The organism is Bradyrhizobium sp. USDA 4011 (assembly GCF_054063415.1).
On sequence record NZ_JBSSGG010000001.1, the window covers coordinates 6,427,500 to 6,447,214 of the forward strand.

Consider the following 19,715-nt stretch of genomic DNA (forward strand, 5'->3'; position numbering starts at 1 on the left):
GAGCACGATAGCAGACTTGGCTCGGTCAGGTGTGCCTGTTTGGGTGGTCGTGTCGCTGCTGCTTGCTCTGACCGCATCGGACACTACCGCTCTAGCTCAAAACGGGTCCGCCGCGCTCCCAGCGATCTGTCGAACCAACTACACGCTTCCGGCCTTCATCGAAGAAGCCTCACGACGCTTTGCGATCCCGGCGCGGTGGATATGCTCGGTATTGAGCATCGAAACTGCTGGAGACATGCATGCTAGGTCGCCCAAGGGCGCAATGGGACTGATGCAGATCATGCCGGCGACTTGGGCGGAACTACGCCAACGCTATGATCTGGGAAGCGATCCGTACGATCCGCGTGACAACATTCTGGCCGGCGCGGCGTATCTCCGTGAACTGCTCGACCGCTACGGTTCGCGCGGCGTTTTTGCTGCGTACAACGCGGGACCAACTCGCTATGAAGAACATCTCGCGGGAGCCCCTTTGCCAGACGAGACGCGAGCATATGTGGCAAAGCTTGCAAATTTGCTTAGCGTGCAACCGCCGCCGTCGTGTGCCGCGAGCTGGAGGTCATCAGCAGCTGCGACGCTGTTCGTTGAGCAAGCTGACCAGATGGAAGCCCGCCGAAGGCCGACAGCGCTCTCGCACTACGCAACGATCGCAATTTCGCCGCGCGATGTTACGCAGATGGCCCCCAGGCGTACTGGCGTTTTTGTAGCTCGATCGGACTCGAGGGCATTACGATGACCAGCAATGGCTTGCTTCAGCAAGCAATCAGCGGAGGAGCGAGAGCAGTGGGCAGGCAGGACATGTGCGTCCGGGGGCTGCACAGGACGTCACGTCTTGACGAGACTAGCGGCCTCGGCCGGCAATGCGTCGACTCGGCCAGCTCCTACTCTGTGCGGGGCCCTGCCATGGCAGCTGCCGCCTTCGCGATCACTGCTTCGGCGCGCTCGATCGCGGCGCGGAATTCCCCGCTCTTCCAAGTATCAACCGAATTGCCGTCATCGTACGACTCGTCTGCGGCGTCTCGCGCGCGTGAGACCATCTCGCGAAGCACCGCAATGGCTTCGGAGAGCAGGTTGGCATTCAACTCATCGCGGGAAGACCGCGTCACCTCTTTAGACTCACCGCATCGCAATTGTGAACCGTCAGGCAACGTCATCGCAATAAATGACTATTGCGATTGCCTACGGAACTTGATGGCAGAGCGGCCCTTCAAATCGGGCTTCGAGAAACCGGTGCACAGGGATAGCCGCCGTGTGGGCGAATCCGACAGCCCGGTGCAACGACTTAGCTGGTCGTTGCCCCATAGGAGAGCTCCGATGCTGCTTTTCGTTGGGTCGGGCATTGGTCTTGTGGAGACCAGTCTTTGCATCGTCGATGGCGAGGGTCTCGCCGTTCGCGAGGTCAACATTATGATCGAGGCAGCTGCGATCCCTTCCGCAGTAGAGGGTTGCGCGGATCGCCTAGAGAGAGCGGGGGGCGAGGCGTCATCGCTTGGCACCTGGCTGCATCGCGAACTGCAGACAGCGGGCGCCCGATCATTGTCGTCGAAGCGCGTCACATGTGCGTTTCGCTGTCGACAATGCGTAACAAGACCGACCAGAATGACGCGTGGCATCGGGCGGATGATGCGGTTGGGCTGGTATCGCGCCGTTCATGTCAAGAACATCGACATGCAGAAAAGATGTGTACGCTGCTCACCAGCCGAAGGCTGCTCAAGCGCAAACTAATCGACCTCGAGAACCACATTCGTGGTGCGCTGCGGGCCTATGCTTTGCGCGTTCGAACGATCGCCCGTGGCGCCTTTGAGGCCCGCGTCCGCGAGCTTTTCGAGCGCAGCGATCCGATCTTCGTAATGACCATCGGGACCATGTTGGATGTGCGTCGCGCCATCCTGGAGGGGTACGACTGGCTGCACCGTGTGCTGCTCCAGGTCGTCCAGTGTGATGATGTGTGGCGGCGCCTGATGACGGTTTCTGGCGTCGGCCCGGTCGCGGCGCTGAGTTTTATGACCGCAGTCGATGATCCCTCGCGCTTCAAGAGGTCGCGCGACGTGGCGGCGTATTTTGGCCTGACCTCGCGGCGCTGGCAGTCCGGCAGCTTGATCGACGTGCAGGGGCGGATCAGCGAGGCGGGCGATGCCGACGTGCGGCGGGCGCTCTATGAGGCGGCCAGCGCGCTGCTGACCCGCTTCAAGCGCAAGGACAGGATCAAGACCTGGGGCATGGCGATCGCCAAACGCTCGAGCCACCGCAAGGCGACCGTTGCGGTGGCCCGCAAGCTTGCCGTGATCATGCACGCGATGTGGACGGGCGACACATTCTACTGCGGCGATCCGTCGGCATCGGAGGCGGATATCGACGCGCGCAATGCGGCCAAGGACCGCAGACTGCTCGGTGCCCATGCCTGACCAGCCCGAACCGGTGGCAGATCGATGAACCGATGAGCGCAACATCTTGAACACGGAGCTCCGCGACAGCGGAAGAGACCTGGTGCAGATCAACGACGACGGAACGCACGCTATCTTGCCCGTGGCCACGCACCTGAGGTGCAATGTGGACCACGCCGGAGTGCCTGTGATGTGGCTCCGTCATGCCGATGGAAAGATGCGCCGCGACGGCGTCCGCGCTGCCTTGCTGCGACATTTTGCCGTCGATGAGCGCGGAAGAGTGCACGGCGCACCGGGACTCGCTGTTGTGGTGGCGCATCGCGTTGCAGCGTGGCGCGGAGGACCTTGTCGAAGAAAGGAAAGGAAGCGAGAATGGCTGAGATCAGAGCGACAACACGACCACCCGACCGATTAGGAAGGCTCTTCAAATCGGGCTTCGAGATACCGGTGCACGGGGATAACGCGATCGTGGCCGAATCCGGAGCCTGGTGCGACGACTTAGAACGTCGTTCACACTACGGAGAGCTCCAATGAAACTGTATGTTGGATTGGATGTCGGTCTTGAAGAAACCAGCCTTTGCATCGTCGATGGCCAGGGTCTCACGGTTCGCGAAGTCAAGGTCAGCACGGAGCCAGAGGCGATCCGCTCCGCTGTAGAGGGCTACGCGGATCGCCTCGATAGAGTGGGCGTCGAGGCGTCATCGCTAGGCATCTGGCTGTATCGCGAATTGCAGCCAGCCGGGCTTCCGATGATTGTCGTGGAAGCGCGCCATATGCGCGTTTCGCTATCGACAATGCGCAACAAGACCGACCGCAACGATGCGCGCGGCATCGCGCAGATGATGCGGCTGGGCTGGTGCCGAGCGGTCCATGTCAAGAACATCGAGATGCAGAAAATGCGCTCGCTGCTGGCGAACAGGAAGCTGCTCAAGCGCAAGCTGATCGACCTTGAGAACCACATTCGTGGCACGCTGAGGGCGTACGGTCTGATGGTTGGCGCAGTCGGCCGCGGGGAATACGAAGCGCGGGTCCACGAGCTGATCGAGCACAGCGATCCGGTATTTTCCATGATGATTGAGGCTATGTTGGACGTACGCCGAGCAATCTTCGAGGGCTACGAACGATTGCACAAGGTGCTCCTGCAGGTGGTCCAACATGATGCGATTTGTCGCCGGCTAATGACCGTACCCGGCGTCGGTCCCGTTGCGGCTCTTTCGTTCAAGGTTGGTGTTGATGACCCTCTCCGTTTTGCGCGATCTCGAACGGTTGGCGCGCATTTTGGCCTGACACCAAGGCGACACCAGTCTGGAACCTCGATCGACTATGAAGGCCGAATTACCAAGCAGGGCGACGTCGCGGTTCGCGAGGCGCTCTGCGAGGCGGCCGCAAGCCTTCTGCTGCGGGTCAGGAAATGGTCCGCGTTGCGGGCCTGGGGCCTGCGGATCGCTAGGCGGTCGAGCATGCTGTGTGCGATTGCCGCGGTCGCACGGAAGCTCGCATGCATTCTGCACCGGATGTGGGTCAGCGAGACCGATTTCCACGTCGGATTCGGCGCTAAGATCGCGCAGCGGCTGCGTCTAAAGCCAGCCCAGTAGCCGCTGCACAGACGAGCAGAGAAGGCGTTGGGGGTACGCCCAGCATGCTGAGGAGGAGCGAAATTAGAGATCCGCGCGCGCGGTGAGCGTTCCCCTGGCGGGGCCGCGAAACGGGGAATGTCCGCTATCTCTTGCCTGCTGCCGCCCTTCGGGGACGAGAGCGCAAAACTGCTTGGACAGCCCTGTTTACGAACCTGATGAAGAGCATGCGACGGCCTCAGTGCTGAACGCGAAGGAACGCATGGACCACGCCTGGTGAATGCGACCGCAAGCGCGGTGTGGTGACGTTTGTGCGTTGTCGATGCAGGGAGTCCGTCATGGTTAAAGTGCGACGAGTCGAAGAAAAGCGTAGGAATGAGTTGACTTTGAACGCCCGATTAGGAAGGCGAGATAAAAGAGGCTCGCCGGTCGAACCGCAAGCCATTGGCATGGCTTGGGTTCTGGCGTGCCGGTCGGTCGGGGCGCGTGCCGCGCCTTGCATTTTCACGAACGCAATCAAGGGCGTTTACGGCACCTTGCGCGCTTTTGATGGTTCGGAGGCCCTGCCGTGAGCGTCCGCGACAGCGACCTGCGCATTCGGCCTGGGCGCATCCGTAGCACACGCGCGCCGAAGCAAAAGAGCTTCATCAACCAGGTGCTGCGCGCGGCAAAGAAAGCTGGACACACCACGGGTCAGGCTGCGGCTGGCAGGCGTTCCGCTGCCTACGGGCGTTCGACGTTTGGCCGCGGCCGGCTCTCGTTTAGTCGCAGCCGGTTGTTCAGCCCCTCACGCCGCGTGGTTGTGAAGGCGCGTGTTGCCCGACACAAGGGGCGAGCCTTCCGCTCGGCGCCATTGACCGCTCATCTTCTATACCTGAAGCGCGATGGCGTGACCCGAAGCAGTGAGAGGGCCGAGATGTTCGATGCCGGCAGCGATCGCGCTGACGGAGCGGCTTTCGCAGAACGGTGCAAGGACGACAGGCATCATTTTAGGTTCATTGTCTCGCCAGAGGATGCTGGCGACATGACGGACCTGAAGGCCTTCACCCGAGATCTCGCCAGGCAGATGGAGATCGATCTCGGCACGCGGCTCGACTGGGTGGCCGTCGATCACTGGAACACCGACAACCCTCACGTCCATCTTCTCGTTCGCGGCGTCGATGCGGAGGGAGCCGATCTCGTGATCTCGCGTGACTACATCAGCCAGGGCCTGCGCTCCCGCGCCGAGGAACTGGTCGCCATCGAACTGGGGCCAAAGCCGGAGCATGAGATCCGCAATTCGCTGGAGAGGGAAGTCACGGCAGAGCGATGGACGCGGCTCGATCGGGAGATCCGGCTGGCGGCAGATGAGACCGGCTATATCGATCTTCGCCCAGAGCATCCCGCCAAGTCAGATCCCGAGATCCGCCGCCTGATGGTCGGTCGTCTTCAGCATCTGGAGAAGATGGGCCTTGCTGCATCCGCCGCGCCGGGGGAATGGATGGTTGCGCTCGAGGCTGAGCGTAGCTTGCGCGATCTCGGTATGCGCGGCGACATCATCAAGACCATGCATCGCGTCTTTACCGAGCGCGGGGAAGCGCGCGGGGTTGCCGATTTCGTCATCGAAGGTGGACAATCAACGTCCCAGATTGTCGGACGGCTGGTCGATCGGGGGCTGCATGATGAGCTGACTGGCGAAGCCTACGCCCTGATCGACGGAACAGACGGACGCGCGCACCACGTTCGTTTTCGTGGAATCGAGGCCTTCGAACATGCGCCGCCGCTCGGCGGCATCGTTGAAGTCCGACGCTTCGGTCAAGGCGGCGATCCGCGTCCTACCCTCGTGCTAGCGATCCGTTCAGATCTCGATCTGGGTGGGCAGGTCACTGCTAAGGGAGCGACTTGGCTTGACCATCGGCTGGTCGAACGCGACCCCACGCCGCTTGCCATGGGCGGATTTGGTCGTGAGACCCGCGATGCTATGGAAGCGCGCGCCGAGCATCTGGTTCAGGAAGGTTTGGCGCGGCGGCAGGGTCAACGCATCATCTTGCAGCGCGACCTCCTGAACACGTTGCGCCGACGTGAACTGGACGAGGTGGCCGCAAAAGTCTCGGCCGACACGGGCGTGCCTGACGTGAAGGCTGCCTCCGGTGAGCATGTGATGGGCACGTATCGCCAGCGGCTGACGCTCGCCTCGGGACGCTTTGCCATGATCGACAATGGTCTTGGCTTCCAACTTGTGCCCTGGTCGCGCGAACTCGAAAAGAGGCTCGGCCAGCACGTCACCGGCGTCGTGAAGGACGGCGGTGGCATCGAATGGGGCTTTGGTCGGAAGCGCGACCTCGGCCTCTAGCTTGAGCTCGCTTAATAATTTCGCAAAGGACCATCGGGATGTCCGGAACCAAAATCCTCTGGGGACAGGTGATCGTTGTCGGCCTGATCGTCTTGCTGGCCATCTGGGGAGCAACCGAGTGGACGGCTTGGCGGCTCGCCTATCAACCCGAGCTTGGGCGGCCCTGGTTCGAGTTGTTGGGCTTCAAAATCTATTACCCGCCAGTCTTCTTCTGGTGGTGGTTCGTCTACGACGCCTATGCACCTCAGGTCTTTGTCGAGGGGGCATTCATCGCAGCTTCGGGGACCCTCGTTTCGATCGCGGCAGCGATCAGCATGTCGGTCTGGCGCGCGCGCGAAGCCAAGAATGTCGAGACCTATGGCTCGGCGCGCTGGGCCGGCGCGGAAGAGGTTCGAGCAGCCGGACTTCTCGGTTCGGATGGCGTGGTGCTCGGCAAGTTCGATCGCGACTACCTTCGCCATGACGGACCGGAGCACGTGCTGTGTTTTGCCCCCACCCGGTCGGGCAAAGGTGTTGGCCTCGTCGTTCCCTCGTTGTTGGCTTGGCCAGGCTCGGCCATCGTTCACGACATCAAGGGTGAGAACTGGCAACTAACCGCCGGCTTCCGCTCGCTGCACGGCCGCGTCCTGTTGTTCGACCCGACCAATCCGAAATCATCCGCCTACAATCCACTGCTTGAGGTCCGGCGCGGAGAGTGGGAAGTTCGCGACGTCCAGAACGTGGCCGACGTCCTGGTCGACCCCGAGGGCTCCCTCGACAAGCGGAACCATTGGGAGAAGACCAGTCATTCGCTGCTGGTCGGCGCCATTCTCCACGTCCTGTATGCCGAGGCAGACAAGACCTTGGCTGGCGTCGCCGCATTCCTGTCCGACCCGAAGCGGCCGATCGAAGCGACGCTGAAGGCGATGATGACGACACCACACCTCGGCGAGGAGGGCGCTCATCCGGTGGTCGCGTCGACCGCGCGCGAGCTCCTCAACAAATCCGAGAATGAGCGTTCAGGCGTCCTGTCCACGGCGATGTCGTTCCTCGGGCTCTACCGCGATCCCGTCGTAGCGCGGGTGACCTGCCGCTGCGACTGGCGGATTGCCGATCTGATTGCAGATAGCCGCCCCACCACACTCTACCTCGTGGTGCCGCCCTCCGACATCTCCCGGACCAAGCCGTTGATCCGCCTGGTGCTGAACCAGATCGGCCGGCGCCTGACCGAGGACTTGCACGCCCGCGACCGCCGGCATCGGATCCTGATGATGCTCGACGAGTTCCCGGCGCTGGGGCGGCTTGATTTCTTCGAGTCCGCGCTGGCCTTCATGGCGGGATACGGCATCAAGAGTTTCCTGATCGCGCAATCGCTCAATCAGATCGAGAAGGCCTACGGGCCCAACAACGCCATTCTGGACAACTGTCACGTCCGGGTCAGCTTCGCGACCAATGACGAGCGGACGGCCAAACGGGTGTCCGACGCGCTGGGGACGGCGACCGAGATGCGGGCGATGAAGAACTACGCGGGGCACCGGTTGAACCCATGGCTGGGACACCTGATGGTCTCGCGGCAAGAGACGGCAAGGCCGCTCTTGACCCCTGGCGAAGTCATGCAGCTTCCGCCGATGGACGAGATCGTCATGGCGGCGGGGACGCCGCCGATCCGGGCGAAAAAGGTCCGCTATTACGAGGATCAGCGGTTTACCGAGCGGGTCCTGCCGCCCCCCGATCCGGCGGCGTCCGATCGATCATTGCGGACGGACGGATGGTCAACCCTTGGACCGCTGAAGCCGGCGCCGCTTCCAACCGACGGGGGGCAAGGAGAGGAAGACACGGCGAACAGCGGTCTCCGTCGCGAACCCGAACTCCCCGATCACGTCGCGATCGTCAAGGAAACAACCGAGCTGACGCCAGCCGAGGAATTTACCGTCGTTCTTGATGATGACGAGGACGCGGTCCGTCAGTCCCGCCTCATGCGCCAGCAGATGCGGGGCGTCGCGCGACAGCTCGCCATGGACCCGAATGACGGTATGGAGCTCTGAGGCGATATGCGCGACCGGATGAACGTGTACTTCCCGCCGGAGCTCCTGAAGCAGATCTCAGAGCTTGCCGATCGCAAGAAGCTTTCCCGTTCTGCGATCGTGGAAGCGGCGGTCGCTTCGTTTCTGTCACCCGATGGTGCGGACAGGCGGGAGGCGGCATTCACCCGTCGCCTCGATCGGCTGTCGCGTCAGATGCAGAGGCTAGAGCGCGACGTCGGTTTGACGGCCGAGACTTTGGCCCTCTTCATTCGTTTCTGGCTAACGATCACGCCACCGTTGCCCAACGATGCGCAGGCTGCCGCGCAGATCAAGGGCAGGGAGCGCTTTGAAGGATTTGTCGAGGCGCTTGGGCGCCGCTTGCAAAAAGGGCAAAGCTTTCTCCGCGAGATTCCGGAAGATATCCGCCGTCAGGAACCTGCCGACGAAACCTGACTGAGCGTCTTGGATAGGCGACCGCGCCGGCCTTTCCTTTTTCTACGCCAGCGTACGACCGCTGCGATTTAGCCAAACTCACAAAAAGCTGGACGCGCTATCGGCTCGAATGAGCTGAGGAGCAACAAGGGCCAGCATGCAAATCTCAGTAGCATGTCGTCGAGTCGCGCGCGTTTTTCTCCCTTTTGCTGCTGCATACTATCTTTCGTATCTGTTTCGATCGATTAACGCTTTGATCGCCAGTCATCTCAGCTTGGATACCGGGCTTGGAACCGCCGACCTCGGACTGCTTACGTCAGTCTATTTTCTGGTTTTCGCGGCGGCTCAGATCCCCGTCGGCATCTTGTTGGACCGGTTCGGCCCGCGCCGTGTCCAGAGTGTTCTGCTCTTGCTTGCAGCAGTTGGCGCCGGACTGTTCGCGAATTCGACTGGCTTCCTGCCACTTTTGATCGCGCGCGCAATGATCGGGCTTGGTGTAGCGGCGGCGCTGACGGCAGGACTGAAGTCGATCATCATTTGGTTCCCCAGGGAACGAGTTGCCTTGATGAACGGCTACATGATCATGCTGGGATCGCTGGGAGCGGTGACCGCTACGGCTCCCGCTGAATATCTTCTAGCCTGGATCGGCTGGCGACGGCTCTTTGAGATCCTGGCGGCCGCGACCGGTGTCACGGCCATGCTCATTTACATCGTGGTGCCTGAACGCGTCATCATCCCATCAACAGCATCAATTCCTGTGGCCCTCAGCTCCGTTTTCCGCGACAGGCGTTTCTGGCGTATTGCCCCAATGTCGGCGACTTGCGTTGGATCGGCCTGGTCTCTTCAGGGATTGTGGGTATCGCCGTGGCTGATGGACGTAGAGGGTATCGATCGCACAACTGTGGTCGGACAGCTTTTCATTATGTCCATCGTATTGAGCGGCGGCGCCTGGTTGTTCGGCATGACGATCCACTTCATCAAACGAAGAGGACGCGGGGCGGAGACGATATTAGCGATGGTTGCAGTGCTGTTGATCGCAGCCGAGTCAGTCTTGATCCTGCGAGCACCCTTGCCGTCCATCTTGCCCTGGTCCGTTGTCGCAATTGTCGGAACGGCAACCGTGGTCAGCTTCGCGGTGATAGCGGATTACTTTCCGCCGGAGCTTGCCGGCCGTGCTAATGGTGCCTTGAACGTTCTGCACTTCGGTTGGGCATTTCTGGCCCAGTACACGACGGGCCTGGTATTGGAGCAGTGGCCCTCGGAAGACGGCCACAGGTCCGTTGTGGCCTATCAAGTCGCGTTCGGCCTCAACGTGGCCCTCCAGATCGCGGCGCTGGCGTGGTTCGCGTTCCCTTGGCTTCGATCTATCGCTTACTTGATGAGTTTAACGGCTTTCTTCATGCCGGCTGACGTTTCCGAATCAGTCGAGTCAGTCGGTTTGTATGAGGCGTCGATCGTGCTCGCGGATGAGGAAGCGGAGTGGTGAGCACTAGCGAACTGACACCATCGAGCAGGCCTCAAATTTCTTTTCTAAGTCTTTCTTTTTCTACGCCGTCCTACGATCACCGTAAGCGCTTGTTGCTCAAAATCGATCGGTGGCTTTTCTAATCATCCCCATCTGAGGACGTCTCTTTACCCGTCCTCATTCGGGGAGCGGCGGTGGCAATCCAATCCTTTCAATCGGAGGTGAATTCGCGCGGCGCGCGAATGCTGCGAAGCGCGCTTGGCGCCGCGATTGCCGGCTACCTCGAAGATGAGGCGGTCATCGAGGTCATGCTCAATCCGGACGGGCGGCTGTGGATCGATCGCCTGTCAAATGGTTTGGTCGACACTGGCGAAACTCTGTCTGCGGCCGATGGCGAGCGCATTGTCCGCTTAGTAGCGCATCACGTGGGCGCCGAGGTTCACGCCGGTGCACCACGGGTTTCGGCAGAACTGCCTGGGACCGGCGAGCGCTTCGAGGGGCTCTTGCCTCCCGTCGTTGCAGCGCCGGCGTTCGCGATTCGCAAACCCGCGGTCGCCGTGTTTACGCTCGACGACTACGTCGCAAGGGAGATCATGACGTCGGAGCAGGCAAAGATCCTGAAGAACTCTGTCGCCGCACGGAAGAACATCCTCGTCGCCGGTGGGACATCGACCGGCAAAACAACGCTGACGAATGCGCTGTTGTCCGAGGTGGCAAAGACCTCCGACCGTGTCGTATTGATCGAAGATACCCATGAACTGCAGTGCACGGCGCCCAATCTTGTGGCGTTGCGGACCAAAGATGGCGTGGCGACGCTATCGGATCTCGTTCGCTCCTCGCTGCGGCTGCGCCCGGATCGTATCCCGGTCGGCGAGGTCCGTGGCGCCGAAGCACTGGATCTGCTCAAGGCTTGGGGCACTGGGCATCCAGGTGGCATCGGGACCATTCATGCGGGCACCGCACTCGGTGCGCTGCGGCGGCTCGAGCAACTCATCCAGGAAGCCGTCATCACGGTTCCGCGCGCCCTAATCGCCGAAACCATCAACGTCATTGCCGTCCTTGCGGGCCGCGGCGCTGACCGGCGCCTCGCTGAGCTCGCCCTCGTCACAGGGCTTGGCGCCGCCGGCGACGACAGCCTTTCACCAGCAGGAGACTGACATGTGTTCGAACTCTGGTTTTCTTCGGCAAGTCGCATCACTTATTGCTTCCGGTACGGTTGTTCTGACGACGGCGCCGGCATGGGCGGCGGGCTCGAACATGCCGTGGGAGCAGCCACTCAATCAGATTCTGCAGTCGGTCGAGGGGCCGGTCGCCAAGATCATCGCCGTCATCATCATCGTCGTGACCGGGCTCACGCTCGCGTTCGGCGATTCATCGGGCGGTTTCCGGAGGCTGATCCAGATCGTGTTCGGTCTGTCGATCGCGTTCGCGGCCTCGAGCTTCTTCCTGTCGTTCTTCTCGTTTGGCGGCGGCGTGGTGATCTAATGGATGACCCGGTCGCAGGTTTTGTCGTGCCCGTTCACCGCGCGCTCACTGAACCAATCCTAATGGGGGGCGCGCCGCGGTCGGTCGCGATTGTCAACGGCACGCTTGCGGCAGCCCTTGGACTTGGACTGCGGCTCTGGATCGCGGGTCTCGTCCTCTGGTTCATCGGCCACATAGCCGCCGTCTGGGCCGCCAAGCGCGATCCCGCTTTCGTCGATGTCGTGCGCCGACACCTGCGCATTTCCGGCCATCTCAACGCCTGAGCTCTCGGTCATGATGAACCTCGCTGAATATCGTCATTCCAATGCCCGTCTTGCCGACTTCCTGCCTTGGGCAGCTCTGGTCGACGAGGGAATCATTCTGAACAAGGATGGCTCCTTCCAACGGACGGCCAAGTTCCGGGGACCTGACCTTGATAGCGCGGTGCCGGCCGAACTCGTCGCCGTCGCCGGTCGTCTGAACAACGCACTTCGCCGCCTAGGATCAGGCTGGGCCGTGTTCGTCGAGGCGCAGCGCCATTTTGCCGGTAGCTACCCGCCAAGCACGTTTCCGGATGTCGCATCCGCTCTGGTCGATGCCGAACGCAGAGCTCAGTTCGAGGAGGCCGGCGCCCATTATGAATCCAGCTATTTCCTGACCCTCCTCTATCTGCCGCCGGAAGAGGGAGCCGCGAGGGCAGAGCGATTGCTCTATGAGGGCCGCGACCGCACCGTTGGGGCTGACGCGCGCGAGGTGCTCCGCGGGTTCATCGATCAAACCAACCGCGTGTTGCAGCTTGTTGAAGGATTCATGCCCGAATGCGCCTGGCTCGATGATCAGGACACGCTGACCTACCTGCACTCGACGATTTCGACCAAACGCCACCGCGTTCGGGTGCCCGAAATTCCCATGTACATCGATGCGCTGTTGGCCGACCAGCCGCTGACCGGCGGCCTCGAGCCGATGCTGGGTGCCGCCAATTTGCGGGTTCTGACGATTGTCGGGTTCCCGGGCGCGACGACGCCTGGAATCCTGGACGACCTGAATCGCCTGCCATTCTCGTATCGTTGGTCGACCCGAGCGATCATGCTCGACAAGACCGATGCCACCAAACTGCTGACCAAGATTCGCCGCCAGTGGTTCGCGAAGAGAAAGTCGATTGGCGCAATTCTCAAGGAGGTCATGACCAACGAGGCATCGACGCTGCTCGATACCGACGCCAACAACAAGGCGTTGGACGCCGACGCGGCGCTGCAAGAATTGGGTTCGGATCAGATCGGGCAAGCCTTTGTCACAGCGACAATCACGGTGTGGGACGGCGATCCTGGTGCAGCGGACGAAAAGCTGCGGCTGGTCGAGAAGGTCATTCAGGGCCGCGATTTCACCTGCATGATCGAGACGGTGAACGCCGTCGAAGCCTGGCTCGGCAGTCTGCCGGGACATGTCTACGCCAATGTGCGGCAGCCACCGATTTCGACTCTCAACCTCGCCCATATGATTCCGATGTCGGCCGTGTGGGCCGGCGAGGCGAGGGATCTGCACTTTAGGGGTCCGCCTCTGTTGTTCGGCAAGACGGAGGGATCAACGCCGTTCCGCTTCTCCCTCCACGTCGGCGACGTCGGTCATACCCTCGTGGTGGGCCCGACCGGTGCCGGCAAATCCGTGTTGCTAGCTCTGATGGCGTTGCAATTCCGCCGTTATCCGAACTCTCAGGTCTTTGCGTTCGATTTCGGCGGCTCAATTCGGGCAGCCGCGCTCGCCATGGGTGGTGACTGGCATGATTTGGGCGGCGCCTTGTCTGACGGAGGCGATCAACCCGTTGCGCTGCAGCCGCTGGCCTGGATTGATGATCCTTCCGAGCGCGGATGGGCGACGGAATGGATCGGCGCGATCTTGGCACGGGAAAAGGTCGAGATCACCCCGGAGGTCAAGGATCATCTGTGGTCGGCGCTGACATCTCTCGCTTCGGCGCCGAGGCAGGAACGGACCTTGACGGGCCTGTCAGTCCTTCTTCAATTGAACTCCCTGAAGCGCGCCCTGCAACCATATTGCCTGGGCGGACCTTCCGGGCGCTTGCTTGATGCCGAATTCGAGCGTCTCGGCGAGGCGTCGGTCCAGGCGTTTGAGACCGAAGGCTTGATCGGAACGAGTGCGGCGCCGGCCGTGCTGGCGTACCTCTTCCATCGTATTGGTGATCGTCTCGATGGCCGGCCGACACTCCTGATTGTCGACGAGGGGTGGCTTGCCCTCGATGACGAGGATTTCGCCGGCCAGCTCCGGGAGTGGCTCAAGACGCTTCGCAAGAAGAATGCGTCCGTCATCTTCGCCACCCAGTCGCTTTCGGACATTGATGGCTCTGCGATCGCGCCGGCCATCATCGAAAGCTGCCCAACGCGCCTGTTGCTGCCGAACGAACGGGCGATCGAACCGCAGATCACTGCCATCTATCGCCGTTTCGGCCTCAATGACCGCCAGATCGAACTTCTGAGCCGGGCAACGTCAAAGCGCGACTACTATTGCCAGTCTCGTCGCGGCAACCGGATGTTCGAACTTGGCCTTGGTGAGATTGCGCTCGCATTCACCGCAGCCTCTTCCAGGACAGACCAGGTCGCGATTACGCAGCTCATCGCCGAGCGTGGACCCGACGGCTTCGTGCCTGCCTGGCTCGAGCAACGTGGCGTCGCCTGGGCGAACGATCTGATCCCCAATCTCGTCAATCTGGAGAAATCGCTATGAGAGCTCTTGGCCTATTGGCGACCACGGCCGCCTTCGCTCTGGTATTTGGTGTTGCGGTGCCCGCGAAGGCGCTGATCGTCTTTGATCCCAACAACTACGTCCAGAATGTCCTGACGGCCGCGCGAGAACTCCAGCAGATCAATAATCAGATCACCTCGTTGCAGAACGAGGCGCAGATGCTGATCAATCAGGCAAAGAACCTTGCAAATTTGCCGTATTCGTCGCTGCAGCAACTGCAAGCCTCGATCCAGCGGACTCAGCAATTGCTGGCACAGGCCCAGCGCATCACCTACGACGTCCAGCAGATCGACCGCGCCTTCTCGACGAGCTACGCGCCAGCGACCGGCAGCCAGTCGAACCAGCTACTGATCTCCAACGCTCAATCGCGCTGGCAAAATACTTACTCGGCAACTCAGGACGCCCTTCGCGTCCAGGCCGGCATCGTCGGCAACCTCGACACCAATCGTATCCAGACATCCACACTCGTAACATCAAGCCAGGGTGCCAGCGGCGCGCTGCAGGCAACGCAGGCTGGCAATCAGATCCTTGCGCTGAATGTACAGCAGCTCGCCGATCTTACAGCTGTCGTGACGGCGCAGGGCAGGGCGCAGAGCCTAGAAGCTGCTCAGCGCGCCTCGGCTCAAGATCAAGGACGAGAACAGCTTCGGCGGTTCCTGACACCGGGGCAGGGCTATCAATCCTCCAACGTGCAGATGTTTCACTGATGACCGACGTAAAGGCATTCAAGGCGCTATCGCTGCTTACGACAATCGGCCTGGTGGCCGTCGCTGCCTGCACGATTCAACTGCGTGGCGGAGACGATTCTCCGCCGGCATCGAAGGCGGAGCAGACGACCGATGCAACCGCCTCCGATCTCGCACGCTGCCGCGGCGTCACTCGGGAGGAAGCAGCGGGCTATCGGCATTGTAGGCGCGTTTGGGACGAAAATCGGCGCCGTTTCTTTGGCAAAAAGGACAGCGCCGCAGCTTCCGGCCACGATGAGCCAACCAGTTCGATAGCTGTCTTAAAGGATCAAAGTCGGATCCCTCAGGGATATCCCAACCTTGCGACACCTGAGGTGAGCAAGCCATGACTGGTACCGGGATCATTGACCAGTTTCTGGAAACATTCACGCGTTATATCGATACCGGATTCGGGTTGCTGGGAAGTGACGTCGGTTATCTCGCGACGACTCTTGCCGCGATCGACGTCACACTCGCCGCCTTGTTCTGGAGTTGGGGAACGGACGAGGACATCATCGCACGTCTCGTCAAGAAGACGCTTTTCGTCGGCGTCTTTGCTTACCTCATCGGCAACTGGAATGGCTTGGCGCGCATTGTTTTCGAGAGTTTTGCGGGTCTTGGGCTGAAAGCATCGGGCGCAAGCCTGTCCGCATCCGACTTTCTGAGACCGGGAAAGATCGCTCAAGTCGGACTCGATGCCGGCCGACCGTTGCTCGATTCGATCTCCAACCTGATGGGCTACATCAGTTTCTTCGAGAATTTCGTCCAGATCATCATCCTCCTGTTCGCCTGGGTCGTAGTGTTGCTCGCCTTCTTCATTTTGGCGATTCAGCTCTTTGTCACCCTGATTGAGTTCAAGCTTACGACACTGGCCGGCTTCGTGCTCATTCCATTTGGTCTGTTTGGCAAGACCGCCTTTGCGGCGGAGCGGGTTTTGGGCAATGTCATATCTTCAGGGATCAAGGTTCTGGTCCTGGCCGTCATCGTAGGCATCGGCTCGACCCTGTTCTCTCAGTTCACCTCTGGTTTCGGCGGCGCACAGCCGACCATTGAAGACGCGATGACACTGGTGCTCGCGGCGCTCTCCTTGCTGGGGCTCGGTATCTTCGGTCCGGGTATCGCAAACGGCCTGGTGTCGGGCGGACCTCAGCTCGGCGCGGGTGCCGCGATTGGAACAGGCCTTGCTGCCGGCGGCATTGTTGCGGCAGGCGCAGGTGTTGTTGCCGGTGGCGCTGGCCTCGCTGGTGGGGCGATTGCAGGCGCCGCGCGCGGTGGCGGCGCTGTCATAAGCGGAGTATCAGCCGCCTATCGCAGCGGCGGCCTTGCCGGCGTCGCGGAGGCTGGCACTTCGGCTGCCATGAGTCCGTTACGTCGTGCGGCGGCTGCGCTCGGCGGAAGTGGGGAAGCCGGCGCACAGGCCGCGAGCACCTCGGCCGAAGGTCAGCCCGATTGGGCGCGGCGCATGAAGCGTGCCGAGACTATTCGGCACGGCGCATCGGCCGCCGGCCACGCGGTTCGCTCAGGCGATCACGGCGGCAGCGGCTCCTCCGTCGATTTGTCTGAAGGAGAGCGCTGAGACGCACCACTGCACCCCAACGCAGAGCAGCACCTCAAACCCTTCCCTCGCACGACTTGAAACCGATCACTTGATCGCAGGGGCAAACATCGATGTTCAAACGACCATCAGTTCACTACGGGCGCATGCCCGAACCGATCACGCCTTATCAAAAGGCAGCCCAAGTTTGGGACGAACGCATTGGATCTGCCCGCGTGCAGGCCAAGAACTGGCGCTTGATGGCGTTCGGTTGCTTGACGTTATCAGCCGGTCTCGCAGGTAGCCTTGTTTGGCAATCGAGCCAAGGCTCGATCACGCCCTGGGTGGTCGAAGTCGATCAACTCGGCCAGACACAAAGGGTTGCGCCGGCCAACATCGACTATCAACCCAACGACGCTCAGATAGCCTACCATCTGGCGCGCTTTATCGAGGATGTTAGAGGCCTGCCCGCCGACGGCATCGTTCTGCGCCAAAACTGGCTCCGGGCCTATGATTTTACGACGGATCGTGGCGCCGCTGCGCTGAACGACTATGCGCGCAACAATGACCCCTTTGCCAAGCTGGGTAAGGCGCAAATTTCTGTCGACGTCTCGAGCGTCATTCGTGCGTCGTCGGAAAGCTTCCGGGTCGCATGGACTCAGCGCACCTACGACAACGGATCGTTGAGCTCGACGGAGCGTTGGACCGCGATTCTTACGATCGTGATCGAAACGCCGCGCGATGCCGAACGCCTGCGCAAGAATCCCCTTGGCGTCTACGTCCGCGCCATCAACTGGTCAAAGGAGTTGAGTCAGTGACCAAGACGCCGTCTGACGTTCATTCGAAGCGTTTCCTCCTGCACAGCAAGCTCAATGTGCCTCGGCCCGAGTTTGTGACCTCAAAGCAAGCGCTCCTGTCGGCGCTCTTGCTTTGTTTGTCGGCGCTCGGCGGGTGCGCGACCTACGTACCGCCGGAGATCAGCTATGACGCGGAGGTCCCGCCGCTGCCGGCAGCTCCAGTGGCACTGGACGACAGCTCGCGGCCGCTTCACGTTCCACCGCTCTGGAAGCCAACTCTCGGCGGCAAATCGGCCGAGAAGGAAAAGCCCGAACCCGTGAGCCGGGTTGAGACGGCAAACAGCGCAGCGAGGGTCGAACCGCGCAAACGTGGGTATTTCAACGCGGCGCAAATCTACGCTTACAGTCCTGGCGCACTCTATCAGGTTTACGCCGCGCCCGGGCAGATCACGGATATCGCGCTCGAGGAAGGAGAACAGTTGACGGGAGCAGGGCCGATCGCGGCCGGAGATACCGTACGCTGGGTCGTGGGCGATACCGAGAGCGGGAGCGGCGACACACGGCGCGTCCATATCCTGGTCAAGCCGACCCGAGCTTCGATTGAGACCAACCTGGTGGTCAATACTGACCGGCGCACTTACCTGATCGAACTCCGCTCCCGCGAGCGACCATACATGCCGTCTGTTGCCTGGTACTATCCAGAGGCGGTACGCGAACGGTCGCGTTCAGCTGCGCTGAAGCCCGTTCTTCCGGGTCCGGCGCAGCGCATCTCCCGCTATGCCATCGAGGGGGACAGTCCTCCCTGGCGGCCGCTCGCCGCATATGACGATGGCCGCAAGGTCTATGTCGAATTCCCGCAAGGCATCGTGCAAGGCGAGATGCCTCCGCTCTTTGTCATCGGTCCAGATGGCAAGACCGAACTCGTCAACTATCGCGCTTACGGCAACGTATTGATTGTCGATCGACTCTTTGCAGCCGCCGAACTGCGACTCGGCGGCGAGCACCAGCAGAAGGTCCGTATTGTCAGGACCGACGGGAGGCCGTCGTCATGAACAATGGAAACGATCACGAGCAAGCAGTTCCGCCGGCGACACAAGGCGAGCCGTCCGAAAGCTTCCGCTTGAGAGCTGACCATCCGCGCGTCACGCGGTTGTCGCGGAAGGTCTTGGCCGGCGGAAGCGCCGTTGCATTGCTCGTCATCGGCGGAACTGTGTTGTGGTCGCTACAGAGCAATCGCTCCCGTAATCAAACGGCCGATGAGCTTTACAGTACCGACCACCACAATGTTGCGGACGGCATTACGACGCTGCCGAAGGACTATGCTGGCGTTCCGCGCCAACCCGTCCCACAGCTTGGTCCGCCGCTCCCCGGGGATCTCGGTCGACCGATCCTTGCCGCCCAAGGCCAGCCGCCGGCGATCGGCGCTGATCCGGACCAGCAGCGCCGAGATCAAGAGTCCGAGGCAGCCCGCATCAGTCATCTATTCGCTTCGACCAATGGAGGAGGAGTGCGTGCGCCCACCGCTGCGACGGTTGGAAGCGACCGCGCCGTGCTACCGAACGCAACGAGCACTGGCGACGATGGATCTGCGCAGAACGGCCAGGACCGCAAGCTTGCCTTCGTGAACGCCTCTGTGGATCGTCGCACGGTAAGCCCTGACCGCATTACCCGGCCGGCTTCACCCTACATCGTACAGGCTGGAACTGTGATTCCGGGAGCTCTGATTACGGGGATTAGATCGGATCTTCCAGGCCAAATCACCGCGCAGGTGACAGAAAACGTGTACGACACACCCACCGGTCGATTCTTGTTAGTGCCGCAGGGCGCGCGTCTGATCGGGGTCTACGACAGCCAGGTCACTTTCGGCCAGTCACGCGTCCTACTCGTCTGGACCCGGCTGATCATGCCGAATGGACGTTCCATCGTTCTCGAGCGACAACCTGGCGCTGAGGCTGCCGGATATGCAGGCCTCGAAGATCAGGTCGATAATCACTGGGGCGAGCTGTTCAAGGCTGCGGCACTATCGACGTTTCTGGCGGTCGGGACTGAACTGGGGGCCGGCTCGGACACCAACAGCAACGACAGCGCCATCATCCAGGCATTACGACACGGTGCCTCCGACTCACTAAACGAAACCGGACAGCAGGTGGTTCGACGCAGTCTCAACATCCAGCCTACTTTGACCGTACGACCTGGTTTCCCGGTTCGTGTTCTTGTCAATCGTGACCTCATACTTACGCCGTATAGAGGGTGA

The 19,715-nt window shown here is 61.2% G+C and carries 18 protein-coding genes; 17 read left to right on the forward strand and 1 reads right to left on the reverse strand.

The window, feature by feature from the left end; translation table 11 throughout:
- The first annotated feature begins 49 nt into the window (after positions 1-49).
- Positions 50-733, forward strand: a complete 684-nt coding sequence (locus tag ACVW1C_RS30280; protein WP_456761405.1) for a lytic transglycosylase domain-containing protein — start codon at positions 50-52, stop codon at positions 731-733.
- Positions 734-878: 145 nt separating this feature from the next.
- Here the strand turns inward: ACVW1C_RS30280 and ACVW1C_RS30285 are convergent, their stop codons facing one another.
- A complete protein-coding gene (locus ACVW1C_RS30285) occupies positions 879-1,151 on the reverse strand; it encodes a hypothetical protein (RefSeq protein ID WP_456724645.1) in 273 nt (90 codons plus the stop codon).
- A 291-nt stretch (positions 1,152-1,442) separates the two neighbouring features.
- Here ACVW1C_RS30285 and ACVW1C_RS30290 point away from each other — a divergent pair, with 291 nt between their 5' ends.
- The 16 genes from ACVW1C_RS30290 (at position 1,443) to ACVW1C_RS30365 (ending at position 19,715) form a co-directional block, all read left to right on the forward strand.
- Complete coding sequence (locus ACVW1C_RS30290) at positions 1,443-2,402, forward strand: IS110 family RNA-guided transposase (protein ID WP_456761406.1); 960 nt, start codon at positions 1,443-1,445, stop codon at positions 2,400-2,402.
- A gap of 509 nt (positions 2,403-2,911) precedes the next feature.
- A complete protein-coding gene (locus ACVW1C_RS30295; RefSeq protein WP_456761407.1) occupies positions 2,912-3,976 on the forward strand; it encodes an IS110 family RNA-guided transposase in 1,065 nt (354 codons plus the stop codon).
- Positions 3,977-4,523: 547 nt separating this feature from the next.
- A complete protein-coding gene (locus ACVW1C_RS30300; protein WP_456761408.1) occupies positions 4,524-6,287 on the forward strand; it encodes a relaxase/mobilization nuclease domain-containing protein in 1,764 nt (587 codons plus the stop codon).
- Positions 6,288-6,325: 38 nt separating this feature from the next.
- Positions 6,326-8,311: a conjugal transfer protein TraG gene (locus ACVW1C_RS30305; protein ID WP_456761409.1), complete on the forward strand. Its 1,986-nt coding sequence runs from the start codon at positions 6,326-6,328 to the stop codon at positions 8,309-8,311.
- Between the two features lie 6 nt (positions 8,312-8,317).
- Complete coding sequence (locus ACVW1C_RS30310; protein ID WP_456724641.1) at positions 8,318-8,743, forward strand: ribbon-helix-helix domain-containing protein; 426 nt, start codon at positions 8,318-8,320, stop codon at positions 8,741-8,743.
- A 136-nt stretch (positions 8,744-8,879) separates the two neighbouring features.
- Positions 8,880-10,208 (forward strand): MFS transporter, encoded by a 1,329-nt coding sequence (locus ACVW1C_RS30315; RefSeq protein ID WP_456761410.1) that lies wholly within the window; start codon positions 8,880-8,882, stop codon positions 10,206-10,208.
- 221 nt (positions 10,209-10,429) lie between these two features.
- Positions 10,430-11,344: a P-type conjugative transfer ATPase TrbB gene (gene trbB / locus ACVW1C_RS30320; RefSeq protein WP_456763216.1), complete on the forward strand. Its 915-nt coding sequence runs from the start codon at positions 10,430-10,432 to the stop codon at positions 11,342-11,344.
- 1 nt (position 11,345) lies between these two features.
- Positions 11,346-11,672, forward strand: a complete 327-nt coding sequence (locus ACVW1C_RS30325; protein WP_456724638.1) for a TrbC/VirB2 family protein — start codon at positions 11,346-11,348, stop codon at positions 11,670-11,672.
- Positions 11,672-11,935, forward strand: a complete 264-nt coding sequence (locus ACVW1C_RS30330) for a VirB3 family type IV secretion system protein (protein ID WP_456761411.1) — start codon at positions 11,672-11,674, stop codon at positions 11,933-11,935. Before ACVW1C_RS30325 ends, ACVW1C_RS30330 begins: the two co-directional genes overlap by 1 nt.
- 10 nt (positions 11,936-11,945) lie before the next feature.
- Positions 11,946-14,387 (forward strand): conjugal transfer protein TrbE, encoded by a 2,442-nt coding sequence (trbE, locus tag ACVW1C_RS30335; protein WP_456761412.1) that lies wholly within the window; start codon positions 11,946-11,948, stop codon positions 14,385-14,387.
- Entirely contained in the window at positions 14,384-15,112 is a 729-nt protein-coding gene (gene trbJ / locus ACVW1C_RS30340) for a P-type conjugative transfer protein TrbJ (protein WP_050421568.1), read from the forward strand. Before trbE ends, trbJ begins: the two co-directional genes overlap by 4 nt.
- Positions 15,112-15,480, forward strand: a complete 369-nt coding sequence (gene trbK-alt, locus ACVW1C_RS30345) for a putative entry exclusion protein TrbK-alt (RefSeq protein WP_456727895.1) — start codon at positions 15,112-15,114, stop codon at positions 15,478-15,480. The genes trbJ and trbK-alt overlap by 1 nt, the downstream gene beginning before the upstream one ends.
- On the forward strand, positions 15,477-16,706 hold the full coding sequence (gene trbL / locus ACVW1C_RS30350; RefSeq protein ID WP_456761413.1) for a P-type conjugative transfer protein TrbL: 1,230 nt from the start codon (positions 15,477-15,479) through the stop codon (positions 16,704-16,706). Before trbK-alt ends, trbL begins: the two co-directional genes overlap by 4 nt.
- Positions 16,707-16,798: 92 nt before the next feature.
- Entirely contained in the window at positions 16,799-17,482 is a 684-nt protein-coding gene (gene trbF / locus ACVW1C_RS30355) for a conjugal transfer protein TrbF (protein WP_050421571.1), read from the forward strand.
- Positions 17,479-18,513 (forward strand): P-type conjugative transfer protein TrbG, encoded by a 1,035-nt coding sequence (gene trbG, locus ACVW1C_RS30360; protein WP_456727892.1) that lies wholly within the window; start codon positions 17,479-17,481, stop codon positions 18,511-18,513. Before trbF ends, trbG begins: the two co-directional genes overlap by 4 nt.
- Complete coding sequence (locus ACVW1C_RS30365; RefSeq protein ID WP_456761414.1) at positions 18,510-19,715, forward strand: TrbI/VirB10 family protein; 1,206 nt, start codon at positions 18,510-18,512, stop codon at positions 19,713-19,715. Before trbG ends, ACVW1C_RS30365 begins: the two co-directional genes overlap by 4 nt.

Bases quoted from the DNA above. Each gene is read 5' to 3' on its own strand.
- ACVW1C_RS30305 (WP_456761409.1), top strand. From the start codon at position 6,326: ATGTCCGGAACCAAAATCCTCTGGGGACAGGTGATCGTTGTCGGCCTG.
- trbK-alt (WP_456727895.1), top strand. From the start codon at position 15,112: ATGACCGACGTAAAGGCATTCAAGGCGCTATCGCTGCTTACGACAATC.
- trbF (WP_050421571.1), top strand. From the start codon at position 16,799: ATGTTCAAACGACCATCAGTTCACTACGGGCGCATGCCCGAACCGATC.
- trbB (WP_456763216.1), top strand. From the start codon at position 10,430: ATGCTGCGAAGCGCGCTTGGCGCCGCGATTGCCGGCTACCTCGAAGAT.
- trbJ (WP_050421568.1), top strand. From the start codon at position 14,384: ATGAGAGCTCTTGGCCTATTGGCGACCACGGCCGCCTTCGCTCTGGTA.
- ACVW1C_RS30365 (WP_456761414.1), top strand. From the start codon at position 18,510: ATGAACAATGGAAACGATCACGAGCAAGCAGTTCCGCCGGCGACACAA.
- trbL (WP_456761413.1), top strand. From the start codon at position 15,477: ATGACTGGTACCGGGATCATTGACCAGTTTCTGGAAACATTCACGCGT.
- ACVW1C_RS30310 (WP_456724641.1), top strand. From the start codon at position 8,318: ATGCGCGACCGGATGAACGTGTACTTCCCGCCGGAGCTCCTGAAGCAG.
- ACVW1C_RS30285 (WP_456724645.1), bottom strand. From the start codon at position 1,151: ATGACGTTGCCTGACGGTTCACAATTGCGATGCGGTGAGTCTAAAGAG.
- ACVW1C_RS30295 (WP_456761407.1), top strand. From the start codon at position 2,912: ATGAAACTGTATGTTGGATTGGATGTCGGTCTTGAAGAAACCAGCCTT.
- trbE (WP_456761412.1), top strand. From the start codon at position 11,946: ATGATGAACCTCGCTGAATATCGTCATTCCAATGCCCGTCTTGCCGAC.
- ACVW1C_RS30325 (WP_456724638.1), top strand. From the start codon at position 11,346: ATGTGTTCGAACTCTGGTTTTCTTCGGCAAGTCGCATCACTTATTGCT.
- ACVW1C_RS30315 (WP_456761410.1), top strand. From the start codon at position 8,880: ATGCAAATCTCAGTAGCATGTCGTCGAGTCGCGCGCGTTTTTCTCCCT.
- ACVW1C_RS30330 (WP_456761411.1), top strand. From the start codon at position 11,672: ATGGATGACCCGGTCGCAGGTTTTGTCGTGCCCGTTCACCGCGCGCTC.